General features: G+C 73.9%; 11 protein-coding genes and 1 pseudogene. 2 read left to right on the top strand and 10 right to left on the bottom strand.

The window, feature by feature from the left end:
- Nucleotides 1–29 precede the first annotated feature (29 nt).
- The 9 genes and pseudogenes from RM425_RS11820 to RM425_RS11780 form a co-directional block, all read right to left on the bottom strand.
- Nucleotides 30–1,037, bottom strand: coding sequence for a sugar phosphate isomerase/epimerase family protein (locus RM425_RS11820; RefSeq protein ID WP_311345403.1), 1,008 nt, complete (start codon nucleotides 1,035–1,037; stop codon nucleotides 30–32).
- A 92-nt stretch (nucleotides 1,038–1,129) separates the two neighbouring features.
- The gene (locus tag RM425_RS11815; RefSeq protein WP_311345402.1) at nucleotides 1,130–2,308 is read right to left on the bottom strand and encodes a Gfo/Idh/MocA family protein; all 1,179 of its coding nucleotides are present in this window, start codon (nucleotides 2,306–2,308) and stop codon (nucleotides 1,130–1,132) included.
- Nucleotides 2,309–2,378: 70 nt separating this feature from the next.
- Nucleotides 2,379–3,431 (bottom strand): substrate-binding domain-containing protein, encoded by a 1,053-nt coding sequence (locus tag RM425_RS11810; RefSeq protein ID WP_311345401.1) that lies wholly within the window; start codon nucleotides 3,429–3,431, stop codon nucleotides 2,379–2,381.
- Between the two features lie 150 nt (nucleotides 3,432–3,581).
- Entirely contained in the window at nucleotides 3,582–4,778 is a 1,197-nt protein-coding gene (locus tag RM425_RS11805) for an ABC transporter permease (protein ID WP_311345400.1), read from the bottom strand.
- The gene (locus RM425_RS11800; protein ID WP_311345399.1) at nucleotides 4,775–6,358 is read right to left on the bottom strand and encodes a sugar ABC transporter ATP-binding protein; all 1,584 of its coding nucleotides are present in this window, start codon (nucleotides 6,356–6,358) and stop codon (nucleotides 4,775–4,777) included. Before RM425_RS11800 ends, RM425_RS11805 begins: the two co-directional genes overlap by 4 nt.
- 236 nt (nucleotides 6,359–6,594) lie before the next feature.
- Nucleotides 6,595–7,122 (bottom strand): ROK family protein, encoded by a 528-nt coding sequence (locus RM425_RS11795; protein WP_311345398.1) that lies wholly within the window; start codon nucleotides 7,120–7,122, stop codon nucleotides 6,595–6,597.
- 41 nt (nucleotides 7,123–7,163) lie between these two features.
- A pseudogene (locus tag RM425_RS11790) lies at nucleotides 7,164–7,802 on the bottom strand (ROK family transcriptional regulator); the annotation flags it as partial.
- A 67-nt stretch (nucleotides 7,803–7,869) separates the two neighbouring features.
- On the bottom strand, nucleotides 7,870–9,030 hold the full coding sequence (xylA, locus tag RM425_RS11785; protein WP_311345397.1) for a xylose isomerase: 1,161 nt from the start codon (nucleotides 9,028–9,030) through the stop codon (nucleotides 7,870–7,872).
- 47 nt (nucleotides 9,031–9,077) lie between these two features.
- Entirely contained in the window at nucleotides 9,078–10,331 is a 1,254-nt protein-coding gene (locus tag RM425_RS11780) for an ROK family transcriptional regulator (protein ID WP_311345396.1), read from the bottom strand.
- Between the two features lie 127 nt (nucleotides 10,332–10,458).
- Between RM425_RS11780 and RM425_RS11775 the strand changes: the two genes are divergently transcribed.
- Nucleotides 10,459–11,889, top strand: a complete 1,431-nt coding sequence (locus tag RM425_RS11775) for a xylulokinase (RefSeq protein WP_311345395.1) — start codon at nucleotides 10,459–10,461, stop codon at nucleotides 11,887–11,889.
- A gap of 37 nt (nucleotides 11,890–11,926) precedes the next feature.
- Here the strand turns inward: RM425_RS11775 and RM425_RS11770 are convergent, their stop codons facing one another.
- Complete coding sequence (locus RM425_RS11770) at nucleotides 11,927–12,607, bottom strand: alpha/beta fold hydrolase (protein ID WP_311345394.1); 681 nt, start codon at nucleotides 12,605–12,607, stop codon at nucleotides 11,927–11,929.
- Nucleotides 12,608–12,721: 114 nt separating this feature from the next.
- Here RM425_RS11770 and RM425_RS11765 point away from each other — a divergent pair, with 114 nt between their 5' ends.
- Nucleotides 12,722–14,149 (top strand): NAD(P)/FAD-dependent oxidoreductase, encoded by a 1,428-nt coding sequence (locus tag RM425_RS11765; RefSeq protein WP_311345393.1) that lies wholly within the window; start codon nucleotides 12,722–12,724, stop codon nucleotides 14,147–14,149.
- The last annotated feature ends 9 nt before the right edge of the window (nucleotides 14,150–14,158 follow it).

Genomic DNA, 14,158 nt, shown 5'->3' with positions numbered 1-14,158 from the left:
GATTCCCCGCCCTCCCACTCCGCTCGCCGTCAGTTGCCGCTGGCGAAGGCGGCGTCGAACGCCGCCGCCGGCGGGTCGAACGCCAGCCGGCGCACGAACTCCAGGGCCTCGGGCGCGCCGACCAGGCGGTCCATGCCGGCGTCCTCCCACTCGATCGAGATCGGGCCGTCGTAGCCGATCGTGTTGAGCATCCGGAAGCACGCCTCCCACGGGACGTCGCCGTGCCCGGTGGAGACGAAGTCCCAGCCGCGCCGCGGGTCGGCCCACGGCAGGTGCGAGCCCATCCGGCCGTTGCGGCCGTTGCCCACCTGCTTCTTCGCGTCCTTGCAGTCGACGTGGTAGATCCGGTCCTTGAAGTCCCAGATGAAGGAGACCGGGTCCAGGTCCTGCCACACGAAGTGCGACGGGTCCCAGTTCAGCCCGAACGCCTCCCGGTGCCCGATGGCCTCCATGGTGCGGACCGTCGTCCAGTAGTCGTAGGCGATCTCCGACGGGTGCACCTCGTGCGCGAACCGGACACCGACCTCGTCGAACACGTCGAGGATGGGGTTCCACCGGTCGGCGAAGTCGCGGTAGCCGTCCTCGATCATCGACTCGGGCACCGGCGGGAACATCGCCACGGTCTTCCAGATCTTGCTCCCGGTGAACCCGACGACGACGTCGACACCGAGCGCGCGCGCCGCCCGGGCGGTCAGCTTCATCTCCTCGGCCGCCCGCTGCCGGACGCCCTCGGGGTCGCCGTCGCCCCACACGCGCGGGTGCACCATGCCGCGGTGCCGCTCGTCGATCGGGTCGTCGCAGACCGCCTGGCCGTTGAGGTGGTTGCTGATCGCGAACACCTTCAGGCCGTGCCGCTCCAGGATCGCGAGGCGCTCCTGCGCGTAGGACTCGTCGTTCGCGGCGCGCTCGACGTCGAGGTGGTCGCCCCAGCAGGCGATCTCCAGGCCGTCGTAGCCCCACCCGGAGGCCAGCCGGCACACCTCCTCGAACGGCAGGTCGGCCCACTGGCCGGTGAACAGCGTGACGGGACGGGGCATCAGAAAGGGTCCTCTCTCTTCGATTCTTCTGTCGGCCTCGTCCCGGGCACCGCCGCGAGCATGCGAGTGGTGGGGAGGACGGAGTCCTTCGTCTAGATCGCGGTGAAGGCGGAGTTGTCCGCGGCGCTGCGCTCGACCGCGTCGAGCACCCGTTGCACCTGCAGCCCGTCGGCGAAGGACGGCGCCGGATCCTCGTCCTCCGCGATCGCGGTCACCAGGTCGACGACCTGGTGGGTGAAGCCGTGCTCGTACCCCAGCCCGTGCCCGGCCGGCCACCAGTTGCCGACGTAGGGGTGCCCGGGCTCGGTGACCACGATGCGGCGGAAACCCGCGGTCTCGGCCGGCTCGTCGCCGTCGAAGAAGTGCAGGACGTTCATGTCCTCGAAGTCGAACGCCAGGCTGCCACGGGAGCCGTTGATCTCGATCCGGATGGCGTTCTTGCGGCCGAGGGCGAACCGGGTCGCCTCGAAGCTGGCCAGCGCACCGCCGGTGAAGCGGCCCAGGAACACCGCGGCGTCGTCGACCGTGACCGTGCCGGTCCCCTCCCCCGCGACGCCGGACAGCGAGCCGGCGGCCGACGGCAGCGGGCGCTCCTTGACGAAGGTCTCCAGCAGCGCGCTGACGCCGGTCAGCCGCTGGCCGGTGATGTGCTGGGTCAGGTCGACGATGTGCGCGCCGATGTCGCCCAGCGCCCCGGACCCGGCCTTCTGCTTGTCCAGCCGCCAGGACATCGGCGCGGCCGGGTCGGCGATCCAGTCCTGCAGGTACTGCGCCCGCACGTGCCGGATGTCGCCGAGCCGGCCCTCCGCGACCAGCTGCCGGGCCAGTCCGATGGCCGGCACCCGGCGGTAGGTGAACCCGACCATCGAGCGGATCCCGCGGGTCGCGGCCTTCGCCGCGGCGTCGGCCATCGCCTCGGCTTGCGCGACCGAGTTGGCCAGGGGCTTCTCGCACAGCACGTGCTTGCCGGCCTCGAGCGCGGCGATCGCGATCTCGGCGTGCGTGTCGCCGGGGGTGCAGACGTCGACCAGGTCGACGTCGTCGTGCTCCAGCACCCGGCGCCAGTCGGTCTCGGTGGACGACCAGCCCAGCTTGGCGGCGGCCTCGGCGACGCGGTGCGCGTCGCGGCCGGCCAGCACGGTCAGGTCGGGGAGCAGGGGGAGGTCGAAGAAGTGGGGGGCGGTCCGCCAGGCCTGGGAGTGGGCGGCGCCCATGAACGCGTAGCCGATCAGGGCCACGCCCATCCGGGGCTTGCCGAGCGTGCGGGTCATGGAGGCTCCTGGGTGGAGCGGAGCCGCCGGGCGGGTGGGAGCACCCACCCGGCGGCTCCGTATCAGTCGGTCAGGACTCGAACGCGGCGTCGATGAACTCGTCGACGTTCTCGGCGGTGACCACCGGCGCGTTCAGCACGATCTCGCGCGGCACGCCCTGGGAGTTCAGGTCGGACAGGCCCTTGCCCTGTGCGATCAGGCGGGCCAGCCGCACGCCGTCGGCCGCCTGGGTGTGCGGGTAGATGACGGTGGCCTGCAGCACCGAGTCGCCGTCCTGGATGGAGCGCATGGCGTTCGCCGAGCCGGCGCCGCCGACCATCAGGAACTCGTCGCGGCCGGCGTTCTCGATGGCGGCCAGGACGCCGACGCCCTGGTCGTCGTCGTGGTTCCACAGGGCGTCGATCTGCGGGGCGGCCTGCAGCAGGTTCGATGCCGCCTCCTCGCCGCCCTCGACGGTGAAGTCGGCGGCGACCCGGTTGCTGACCTCCAGCCCGCAGTCCTCCAGCGCGTCGGCGAAGCCCTGGCTGCGGTCCTGGGTGAGCGGCAGCGAGTCGATGCCTGCGATCTCGGCGATCACGGCGTCGGGCTGGTCGCCCAGCTCCTCGCAGATGTAGGTGCCGGCCGAGACGCCCATCCCGTAGTTGTCGCCCAGGATGGTGGCGCGGGCGGCGAAGGGGCTGTTGAACTCGCGGTCGACGTTGATGACCGGGATGCCGGCCTCCATCGCCTTCAGCGCGACCGGCGTCATGGCGGCGCCGTCGAAGGGCAGCAGCACGATCGCGTCCACGCCCTCGTTGATGAAGGTCTCGACCTGGCTGATCTGGGTGCTCACGTCGTTGGTGCCCTCGGCGACGACCAGCTCGACGTCGTCGTACTCGTCGTCGACCGCGCGGGCGGCCTCGGTGATGCCGGCCATCCACCCGTGGTCGGCCGCCGGCGCCGAGAACCCGATGCGGACGGTCTCGCCCTCTTCGTCGTTGTCGCTGGCGGCGTTGGTGCCGCCGTCACCGCCCGAGCTCTCCGGCTCGTTGCTGGTGCAGCCGGCGACCAGGGCGCCGGCGCTCATCAGGGCGACCGCGGTGTAGGTCATCCGGCGGAAGGGGCGCTGCCTCGCTACGGACATGGGATCTCCTCGGGGGTGTTCGCCTCCCTGGCTGGACCGCCAGGTCGTCGTGCGTGTCGGACGTGCGGGTGAGGTGCGGGGTCCGGCGGGCGGGAGCCCGCCGGGGTGGTGCTGGCCGGGGTGCGGCGGTGAGAGGTCACCGCACCCCGGTCAGGTCGTGGTGGTCCTGGTGGGCGTGGTGGCCGCGGGGCGGGCCCCACCGGGACCGCCCGGGTCGCTGGTGCCACCGGACACCGTGCCGGCGGGGCTGCCCTGGACGGCCCCTCCCCCGGAGGACGAGCTGCCACCACCGGGCCGGCGGAAGCTGAACCCGCCGGTGGCCAGGCGCTGCTGCAGCAGGACGGCGGCGACGATGATGACGCCGCGGGCCACGTTCTGGGCGGAGCTGGAGAGGTTGTTCAGCACGAAGACGTTGCCCAGCGTGCTGAAGATGAGCACGCCCAGGACGGTGCCGACGATCGTTCCCCGGCCGCCGATCAGCAGCGTCCCGCCGATGACCACCGCGGCGATCGCATCCAGCTCGTAGAGCGTCCCGTGGGTGGAGCTGCCGGTCGTCGTCCGGGCCATGAGCATGACCGCGGCGATGCCGCAGCAGAAGCCGGACAGGACGTAGAGCTTCACCGTGTGCCGCTGCACCCGGATGCCGGCCAGGCGGGCCGCCTCGGCGTTGCCGCCGACGGCGAACGTGCGCCGGCCGAAGGTGGTGCGGTTGAGCAGGACCCAGCCGGCGACGGCGACGAGCGCGAAGAGGATGACCTGCGCCGGGACGCCCAGCACGTCGCCGGCGAAGAACGACCGGAAGTCGCGGTCCTGGACGATCTGCGTGCGCCGGTTGGCGATGATCTCGGCGAGCCCGCGGGCGGAGGCGAGCATGGCCAGCGTGGCGATGAAGGCGGCGAGCTTGCCGTAGGCGATCACCACGCCGTTGATCAGGCCCGCCACGCTGCCGACCACGAGCGCGGTGAACACCATGACGATCCAGTGGACGTCCTCGGCCAGCTGCTGCGTGGCCAGCGTGGTGGCCCACACCGAGGACAGCGCCACCAGCGCACCGACCGACAGGTCGATGCCACCGCCGATGATCACGAACGTCATCCCGATGCTCACCACGCCGATGACGGCGGCCAGCCGCAGGATGGTGAGGACGTTGTCGACGTCGGCGAACCGGTCCCCCGCGGTGATGACGCCGACCGCACAGAGGATGGCCAGGGCCACGACCAGGCCGAGGTTGCGGCCCACCGGGCCGGCCATCAGCCCCGGCCCCGGCCCGTTGCCCGGGGCGTCCCCCGCCGGGGACGCGGACACGGCCGCCGCTCCTCCGGTCGTCGCCGTGGTGCTGCTGCTCATGCCACGTCCCCTTCGTGCTGCGTCGTTGCGGACACCGGGGCGCCCCGGTGGGCGCTCCTCTCCATGACCAGGTCGAGCACCCGGTGCTCGTCGAGCGCGTCGGCCGGCTCCTCGGCGACGACCGCGCCGTCGGCGATGACCAGCACGCGGTCGGCCAGCCCGAGGACCTCCGGGATCTCGCTGGAGACGACGACCACGGCGACCCCGCGGTCGGCCAGGTCGCGCACCAGCGCGTAGATCTCCGAGCGGGCGCCGACGTCGACGCCGCGGGTGGGCTCGTCGAGGAGCAGCACGCGGCACTCGCGCAGCAGCCAGCGGGCCAGGACGACCTTCTGCTGGTTGCCGCCGGACAGCGTCCGCACCTCGCGGTCGACGTCGGCCGGGCGCACGTCCAGCGACCGGACCTGCTCCTCGGCCGCGGCCCGCTCGGCGCCGCGGGCGAGGAAGCCGCCCCGGGCGAAGCGCGCCAGGCTGGAGATGCTGATGTTCCGGTAGACGGAGTCGCCGAGGAGCAGCGCCTGGCTCTTGCGCTCCTCCGGCGCGAGGCCGACGCCCGCGGCGACCGCACCGCCGACGTCCCCGGCGCCCAGCCGCTTCCCGCCCACCCGCACGGTGCCGGATGTGGCGCGCCGGGCGCCGAAGACGGTCTCCAGGATCTCGGAGCGCCCCGCGCCCACGAGCCCGGCCAGACCGACGATCTCGCCGGGGCGGACGACGAAGGACACGTCGGAGAAGCTGCCGCGCAGGCCCAGCCCGTCGACCTCCAGCAGCGGGTCCGCGTCCGCGGCGACCGGCGCCTGCCGCTCGGGGAAGACGTACTCGATGGTGCGCCCGGTCATCAGCGTGATGACCTCGCTCGTGGGGGTCTCCCGGGCGGGCAGGCCGGTCGCGACCGTGCGGCCGTCCTTGAGGACTGTGGTGCGGTCACCGATCTGGCGGATCTCGTCCAGCCGGTGGGAGATGTAGACGACGGCGACGTCGTGGGCGGTGAGGTCGCGGACGACCTCGAACAGCCGCTCGACCTCCTCGTTGTCCAGGACCGCCGACGGCTCGTCCATGACGATCAGCCGGGCGTCCTGCGACAGGGCGCGGGCGATGCTGACCATCTGCTGCGAGGCGGCCGACAACGAGCCGACCTCGGCGGAGGGCCGGATCTCCGGGTGGCCGAGGCGCTCGAGGAGCCCGGACGCAGCCCGGTTGGCCACGGACGGGAGGTTCAGGCCGAACCGCGACTGCTCGCGACCCAGGAAGATGTTGTCGGACACGGTCAGCCCGGGCACCAGGTCGAGCTCCTGGTAGATCGTGGCGATGCCCAGGCTCATCGCGGCCTGCGGGCTGCCCAGCCGGACCTCCTCGCCCCGCCAGGTGATCCGGCCGGCGTCGGGCTGGTGCGCCCCGGCGAGCACCTTGATCAGGGTCGACTTGCCCGCGCCGTTCTGGCCGAGCAGGCAGTGGACCTCACCGGCGCGCACGTCCAGGTCCACGCCGTCGAGGGCGCGCACCCCCGGGAACGTCTTGACGATGCCGTGCATCTCCAGCAGCGGCGTGCCCCCCGCGGCCAGGCGATCCGGTTCGGTCACGCGTCGTTCTCCTCGTGGACTTTTGCTCATCACTGATCATTAGTCTGCTGAGGCAGCAACGTATGAGGGGGGTCACAGCAGGTCAAGGGCCGCGGGCGCGGTGGTTACCGAACTGAGATGCGATGACATGGCGATCCTCCGGACCGCACCGCGGCCAGGTGCCGTTCCCGGGTCGCGCGGAGCCGCTGCGTCGCGCCTGCGCGGAACCCTGCGGGCCCCACTCGGCGCGACAAGACCTACCTGGCCAGGGCCTCCACGGAGTCCTCGTCCAGGAACTCCTCGATGGCCATGCGGGCCGCGCCGACGCGGCCGGACAGGTCGGGTGCCTCGCTCACGGTGATCTCCAGCGCCCGGGCCGCGAGCGGCATCGACCGCTGGTAGACCGCCTCGCGGATGCCGGCCAGCAGCGGCACACCGGCGCGCGCGACACCACCGGTCATCACGATCCGGTGCGGGTTGAAGAAGTTGACCAGCGCCGCGAGCACCGTGCCGATGGTGCGACCGGCGTCGCGGACCAGCTCCAGCGCCGCACCCTCGCCGTGGGCGGCCAGCTGGACGACGTCCCGCACCGTCTCGACGGGCAGACCGGCCGCCCGGGCGTCACGGAGGATCGCCTGCCCCCCGGCGATGGCCTCGAGGCAGTTGTCCTGGCCGCAGCGGCAGCCGACGGTGCGGCCGTCGGGCTGGCCGACGTAGATGTGCCCGATGTCTCCGGCGCTGCCCTGCGCCCCGCGGTAGACGGGCCCTCGACGATCACGCCGCACCCGATGCCGGTGCCCACCTTGACCACGAGCAGGTCCTGCACCGACCCGGCGACGCCGATCTCGCCCAGGGCCATGACGTTGACGTCGTTGTCCACGTAGACCGGGCACTCGTACCGGCCGAACGCGCTCGGGACCGGGAAGTCGTGCCAGCCCGGCATGATCGGCGGGTAGGACGGCCGCCCGGTCGAGAACTCCACGGGCCCCGGCACGCCGACGCCGACCGCGCACACGTCGGCGGGGGTCAGCCCGGCCTCGGCCAGCACCTTCTGCGCCAGCCGGTCGACCTCGGCGAGCACCGGGCCGGGGCCGTCGGCGATGTCGATGGGGTGCCCGACGGTGGCCAGGATCCGGGCCGAGAGGTCGGTGACGGCGACGTCGACGCTGCTCGCCCCCAGGTCCACGGCCAGGACGCACCCGGCCCGGCTGTTGAACTGCAGCAGAGTCGGGGGCCGGCCGCCGGTGCTCCAGCCCCGGCCGCCCTCCTCGAGGAGGTTGGCGGCGATGAGCTGGTCCACCCGCGCACTGACCGTGTTGCGGGACGCCCCGGTGAGCGCCACCAGGTCCGCGCGGCTCCGCGCGCGGCCGGTCCGCACGTGCCGCAGCAGTGCGCCGGCCGACGCGGAGGTGGACGCCACGCCGTCATAGTGGCACGGCGCGGCGTCGTCGCAGACCCCTCGCATCCGATCGGGGCACGGCTGCGAGGGGCCGGAGTACGCCCTCCCCGGCCCCTCGGTCAGCGCACCCGCGTCAGCGGACGCCGAGCAGGTGCTCCATCGCCAGCTGGTCCAGCCGCTCGAACTGCAGGCCCCGCTCGCCGAGGGCGACCGGGTCGTGCGCCTCGTTCCGGAGGGCGTCGAGCGACTCGCCGTCGGCCAGGGTCGGGACGGCGAGCTCGGCCACCTTGGCCGCCTCCAGCGCCTCGGCGACCGCCGGGTCGGCGCGGAAGGCCCGCACCTTGTCGCGGAGGATCAGGTAGTTGCGCATGCAGGCACGGGCGGTCTCCCAGACGCCGTCGATGTCCTCGGTCCGCGGCGGCTTGTAGTCGAAGTGGACGTAGCCGTCGTAGGCCTTGCCGGTGCCCGAGCCCAGCATCGTGTCGACGGTCCAGAACGCACCGCGCAGGTTGCCGGCCCCGAAGCGCAGGTCCTGGTCGAAGCGCGGGCCGTGCTGGCCGTTGAGGTCGATGTGGAAGAGCTTGTCGTGCCACAGCGCCTGGGCGATCCCCTGCGCGAAGTTCAGCCCGGCCATCTCCTCGTGCCCGACCTCCGGGTTCAGCCCCACGCGACCGGGCTCGTCGAGCTCGTCGATGAACGCCAGCGCGTGGCCGATGGAGGGCAGCAGGATGTCGCCGCGTGGCTCGTTCGGCTTGGGCTCCAAGGCGAAGCGGATGTCGTAGCCCTGGTCGCGGACGTAGGCGCAGAGGAGGTCGAGGGCCTCCTTGTAGCGGTCCAGCGCGGCGGCGACGTCCTTGCTGCCGCCGGACTCCGCGCCTTCGCGGCCACCCCACAGCACGTAGGTGCGCGCGCCCAGCTCGGCGGCCAGGTCGATGTTGCGCAGCACCTTGGCGATCGCGTAGCGGCGGACGGCGCGGTCGTTCGCGGTGAAGCCGCCGTCCTTGAACACCGGCGCCCCGAAGAGGTTGGTGGTGGCCATCTCCACGCCCATCCCCGTCTCCTCCAGGGCGGCCGTGAAGCGCCGGAGCGTGGCGTCGCGGCTCGCGTCGTCGGGCACCAGGTCGTCGTCGTGGAAGGTGACCGCGGCGGCACCCAGCTCGGCCAGCCGGTGCACGGCCTCGACCGGGTCGAGGAGGGGGCGCACGGCACCGCCGAAGACGTCGACGCCCTGCCAGCCCACGGTCCAGAGGCCGAAGCTGAACCTGTCGTCCCTGGTCGGGGTGAGGTCGGTCATGGGGTTCTCCGTCCGGTGTGCAGCGGTTCGGTCTGGGGTGCGGGGGTTCAGGAGGCGCGCGGTGGCACGCGGGTGGGGTCGTCGAAGACGGTCTCCAGGGCGACGTGCGCGCCGCCGCGGACGGCCGCGGTGAAGCCGAGTTCGGAGAGGACGACCCGGGCGCCGGCGAGGTCGGGCCCGAACACGCGGTCCTGCAGCTCGGCGGTCATCGGCTCGACGAGGAACCGCCCGAGGACGGCGAAGTAGCCACCGAGCAGCACGACCGCGGGGTTGACGAGGTTGATGAGCACGGCAGCGCCGGTGCCCAGCGCCCGGCCGACCTGCCTCAGCGCGTCGAGGGTGCGCCGGTCGCCGGCGTCGGCGCGGGCGGCGATCTCCGCGAGCCGGACCTCGAGGTCGCGGGTGGAGTCGCGCACCGGGTCGTCCGGATCGGCGGCGGCGCGCAGCAGGGCGCCGAGGCCGACCGCGGTCTCCCAGCACCCGCGCCGCCCGCAGCCGCAGACGACGTCGGGGTCGCCGAGCGGGGTGTGCCCGACCTCCCCGGACAGGCCCGCCGTCCCGCGCAGCAGCCGCCCGTCGACGATCAGCCCGCCCCCGACGCCGACCTCACCGGTCAGGTAGACGAGATCGGGCGTGCGCGCCTCGGGCCCCGTCGCCCACTCCGCGATCGCCGACAGGTTGGCGTCGTTCTCGACGCGGACCGGGCAGCCCGGCCCGAGGCGCGCCGCCAGCCCCTCGAGCACCGGCACGTCCCGCCACCCGAGGTTGGGCGCGAGGGAGACGACGCCGTCGACGCTGCGGACCAGCCCCGGGACGGCGACGGTGAGCCCGACCGGCACGGCGTCGCGCACCGTGTCCCGGGCCTGCTGCACGAGCCGGGCCACCTCGTCGAGCGTGGCCTCCGCGCCCAGGGCGGGGACGTCGAGGGCCATGCGCTGCTCGAAGAGCACCTCCCCTCGCAGGTTCAGCACCAGGATCGCTACGAAGTCGACGTTCAGCTCCACGCCGATCGCGCAGACGGCCCGGCCGTCGAGCTGGACGGGCAGGCCCGGCCGGCCGACGGACCCGCCCCGGTGGACGTCGCCGGCCGTGACCAGGCCGCGGTCGGCGAGCTCGGCGACCAGGCTGGACACGGTGGCCTTGTTCAGGCCGGTCTCCTCGGCGATCCGCGCCCGCGAGCGCGGACCCTCGTCCCGCAGGAGGCGCAGCACCCGGCCGAGGTTGCCGCGGCGGACGGCGGCCTGGTCGGCGGGCACCCCGCGACCGGCGACGCCGTCGGGGAGAGGACGCGGAGCGGTCACGGCTCAGCCCCCTGTCGCTCCGTCGCGCGCTATTCGTCGGTCGGGTAAACAAATTAGGGCCCGACCCCTGGATGGTCAAGGCCGCCGGCGCTAGGGTCCGCTCCGTGACGTCCTCCCGGCGGCCCCGATGAGCGGGGCCCGGCGCCTCGTCGCGGGCGTCGACACCTCCACCCAGGCGTGCAAGGTCGTCGTCCGCGACGCCGACACCGGGGCGCTGGTGCGCAGCGGCCGGGCGCCGCACCCACCGGGCACCGAGGTGCCGCCGAGGGCCTGGGAGGCCGCCTTCACCGCGGCCGCGGCGCAGGCCGGCGGGCTCCACGACGTCGCCGCGCTGGCGGTCGGCGGCCAGCAGCACGGCATGGTCTGCCTGGACGCCGACGGCGAGGTCGTCCGCGACGCGCTGCTCTGGAACGACGTCCGCTCGGCCGACGCCGCGCACGACCTGATCCTCGAGCTGGGGAACGGCGACGAGGCGGCCGGGCGGCAGGCATGGGCCGACGCCGTCGGGGTGGTGCCGGTCGCCTCGTTCACCGCGACCAAGCTCCGCTGGCTGGCCGACGCCGAACCGGCGCACGCCGACCGCACCGCGGCGGTGTGCCTGCCGCACGACTGGCTGACCTGGCGCATCTCTGCCGGCCGCGGGCTCGGCACGCTGACCACCGACCGGGGCGACGCCAGCGGTACCGCCTACTGGTCGGCGCGCACCGGCGAGTACCGGCTCGACCTGCTGGAGCGGGCGATGCGGGGACGCCGCCCGGGTGTCCCCCGGGTGGCCGGCCCGGCCGAGCGGATCGGGGTGCTGGCCGGCGCGGACGCGATCCTCGGCCCCGGCACCGGCGACAACGCGGCGGCCGCGCTGGGACTGGCCGCCCGCCCGGGCGACGTCGTCGTCTCCCTGGGCACCTCGGGGGTGGTCTCCGCAGTCACCCCGACCGCCGTGGCCGACGTGACCGGCACCGTCGCGGGCTTCGCCGACGCGACCGGCAACCACCTGCCGCTGGTCGCCACCCTCAACGCCGCCCGCGTGCTGGACGCGGCGGCCGCGCTGCTCGGCGTCGACCACGCGGCGCTGTCCGAGCTCGCCCTCTCCGCCCCCTCGGGAGCCGACGGGCTGGTGCTCGTTCCCTACCTGGAGGGCGAGCGGACGCCGAACCTGCCGCACGCCACCGGCTCGGTGCACGGCCTCACGCTGCGCACCTCCACCCCGGCGCACCTCGCGCGCGCAGCGGTCGAGGGGCTGCTGTGCGGCCTGGCCGACGGCATCGAGGCCGTGGCGGCGCAGGGGGTGTCGATCGAGCGGGTGCTCCTGGTCGGCGGGGCCGCCCGCTCCCCCGCCGTGCAGCAGCTGGCCCCCGGCATCTTCGGCCGCCCGGTGCTGGTGCCCCCGCCGGGCGAGTACGTCGCGGACGGCGCCGCCCGGCAGGCCGCGTGGGCGCTGTCCGGCGCGGAGGCCCCGCCGGAGTGGCCGCAGCCGGGATCGCGGACGTTCGAGGCGCCGCCGGCGTCCCGGGTCCGCGAGCGCTACGCGGAGGTGCGTGGCCGCACCGACGGCCAGTAGCGAAACCGGACGTCGGCCGGACCGCCGATCCCGCCGGTCAGCGGGCCCGGGAGTCGCCCGGATCACCGGTCCCGCCGCGGAGCAGGTCGGCGACCACGGCGGGATGGCTCTGCGGCGTCATGTGCGCCGCACCCGGGATCTCGACCAGCCGGCCGCGCGGTGCGGCGGCGGCGACGGCCGCGGCCCAGTCCGCGGAGCACAGGGCGTCCCGGCTCCCGCGCACCACGGTCACGGGGACCCTCACCCGGGACAGCCGCCGCTCGATCCGGTCCGGTGCGGCCCGGCGCCACAGCGCACGCATCGCCGGGGGCCCGGTGTGCAGCCACTGCGCGAGGATCCGCGGCACCTGCCACCAGGGCTCCCGCAGCGCCGTCCGCAGCCAGGCCACCACCAGCCCGGGGACCCGCCGCAGCCGCGGATCCGTCGTCGGTCCCAGCAGGACGACGCCGACGACCCGGGGATCGCGCTCGGCCACGGCCACGACCACCTGGCAGCTCTGCGAGTGCCCGGCCAGCACCACGGGCCCGGCACCCAGCCGCGACCTGACCTCGTCGGCGAGCGTCTCCAGCGGCGGAACCGGTTTCCCCAGCCCCATCCCGGGCAGGTGCAGGACGGTCGCCGGTACCGACGCCGGCAACCGGTCCAGCACGCCCGCCCACGACCGCTTGTCGAGCCCCAGACCAGGGACGACGACGATGCGGATAGGCGACGAGGACACGTTCGCGGTCTACCGGACCTGCCCCGCACGGGCCAGCCGGGAGCGCCGGACCGCGGTCCGTATCGCCCGAGGGCGCGGGGGGCCGGCAACGCCCGGAGTGGGAGAATCGTGAGCATGACGACACCAGCGACGCGTACCTCCGACGGACGCGGGACCGACAGCGGCCGGCCGCGCGTCGTCATCATCGGCTCGGGCTTCGGCGGGCTGTTCGCCGCCAAGGCGCTCAAGCGCGCCCCCGTCGACGTGACGCTGATCGGCAAGACGGCGAACCACCTGTTCCAGCCGCTGCTCTACCAGGTGGCCACCGGCATCCTCTCCGAGGGCGAGATCGCCCCGGCCACCCGCGAGATCCTCAAGCACCAGGACAACACGCGCGTCGTCCTGGGCGAGGTCACCGACCTCGACCTGACCGCCCGCACGGTGACCTCCACCGTCCTGGGCCGCACCACCGTGCACCCCTACGACGAGCTCATCGTCGCCGCCGGCGCCGGGCAGTCCTACTTCGGCAACGACCAGTTCGCCGAGTTCGCCCCGGGCATGAAGAGCATCGACGACGCCCTCGAGCTGCGCGGCCGGATCTTCGGCGCCTTCGAGCTCGCCGAGCTGGCCACCGACCAGGCCGAGATCGACCGGCTGATGACGTTCGTCGTCGTCGGCGCCGGGCCGACCGGCGTGGAGATGGCCGGCCAGATCGCCGAGCTGGCCCGCCGCACCCTGCGCCGAGACTTCCGCACCATCGACCCGACGCAGGCCCGCATCGTCCTGCTGGACGCGGCGCCGATCGTGCTGCCGTCCTTCGGCGAGAAGCTCGGCGACGCCGCCCGCCGGCACCTGAACCGCATCGGCGTCGAGGTGCAGCTGGGCGCGATGGTGACCGACGTCGACGCCGACGGCCTCGACGTCAAGGACTCCGACGGCCAGGTCCGCCGGATCGACGCCGCCACCAAGATCTGGGCGGCCGGGGTCCAGGCCTCCGGGCTGGGCCGGCTCCTCGGCGAGCAGTCCGGCGCCGAGGTCGACCGGGCCGGCCGGATCTCGGTGCAGCCCGACCTCACCCTGCCCGGGCGCCCGGAGGTGCACGTCGTCGGCGACATGATGGCGCTGGGCAAGCTGCCGGGCGTCGCCCAGGTCGCGATCCAGGGTGGCCGCTACGCCGCCGACGCGATCACACGCCGGCAGACGGGCAAGCAGCCCCAGCCCCCGTTCAAGTACAAGGACAAGGGGTCGATGGCGACGATCTCGCGCTTCTCCGCGGTCGCCGACATCGGGAAGTTCAAGTTCGAGGGCTTCATCGCCTGGGTGCTGTGGCTGGTCGTCCACCTCATGTACATCGTCGGCTTCAAGAGCCGCTTCACCACGGTGTTCCACTGGCTGATCAGCTTCCTGGGCCGCGGCCGCTCGCAGCGCGTGGCCACCCAGCAGCAGGTCTACGGCCGGCTGGCGCTCGAGCAGCTGGGTGCCGGCTGGGAGGTCTCCAAGACCGGCGGCCCCAAGGACCCGACGGCGGACGACGAGGACATGACCAACCGCGACTCGGCCTGAGCCGGCCGC

This window comes from Blastococcus goldschmidtiae (genome assembly GCF_031845325.1).
Taxonomy (GTDB): domain Bacteria; phylum Actinomycetota; class Actinomycetes; order Mycobacteriales; family Geodermatophilaceae; genus Blastococcus; species Blastococcus goldschmidtiae.
This window is presented reverse-complemented; position numbering and strand designations above follow the sequence as displayed.

Coding starts and splice junctions, on each gene's coding strand:
- RM425_RS11820 (WP_311345403.1), bottom strand. CDS start 1,037: ATGCCCCGTCCCGTCACGCTGTTCACCGGCCAGTGGGCCGACCTGCCG.
- RM425_RS11815 (WP_311345402.1), bottom strand. CDS start 2,308: ATGACCCGCACGCTCGGCAAGCCCCGGATGGGCGTGGCCCTGATCGGC.
- RM425_RS11810 (WP_311345401.1), bottom strand. CDS start 3,431: ATGTCCGTAGCGAGGCAGCGCCCCTTCCGCCGGATGACCTACACCGCG.
- RM425_RS11805 (WP_311345400.1), bottom strand. CDS start 4,778: ATGAGCAGCAGCACCACGGCGACGACCGGAGGAGCGGCGGCCGTGTCC.
- xylA (WP_311345397.1), bottom strand. CDS start 9,030: ATGACCGACCTCACCCCGACCAGGGACGACAGGTTCAGCTTCGGCCTC.
- RM425_RS11775 (WP_311345395.1), top strand. CDS start 10,459: ATGAGCGGGGCCCGGCGCCTCGTCGCGGGCGTCGACACCTCCACCCAG.
- RM425_RS11765 (WP_311345393.1), top strand. CDS start 12,722: ATGACGACACCAGCGACGCGTACCTCCGACGGACGCGGGACCGACAGC.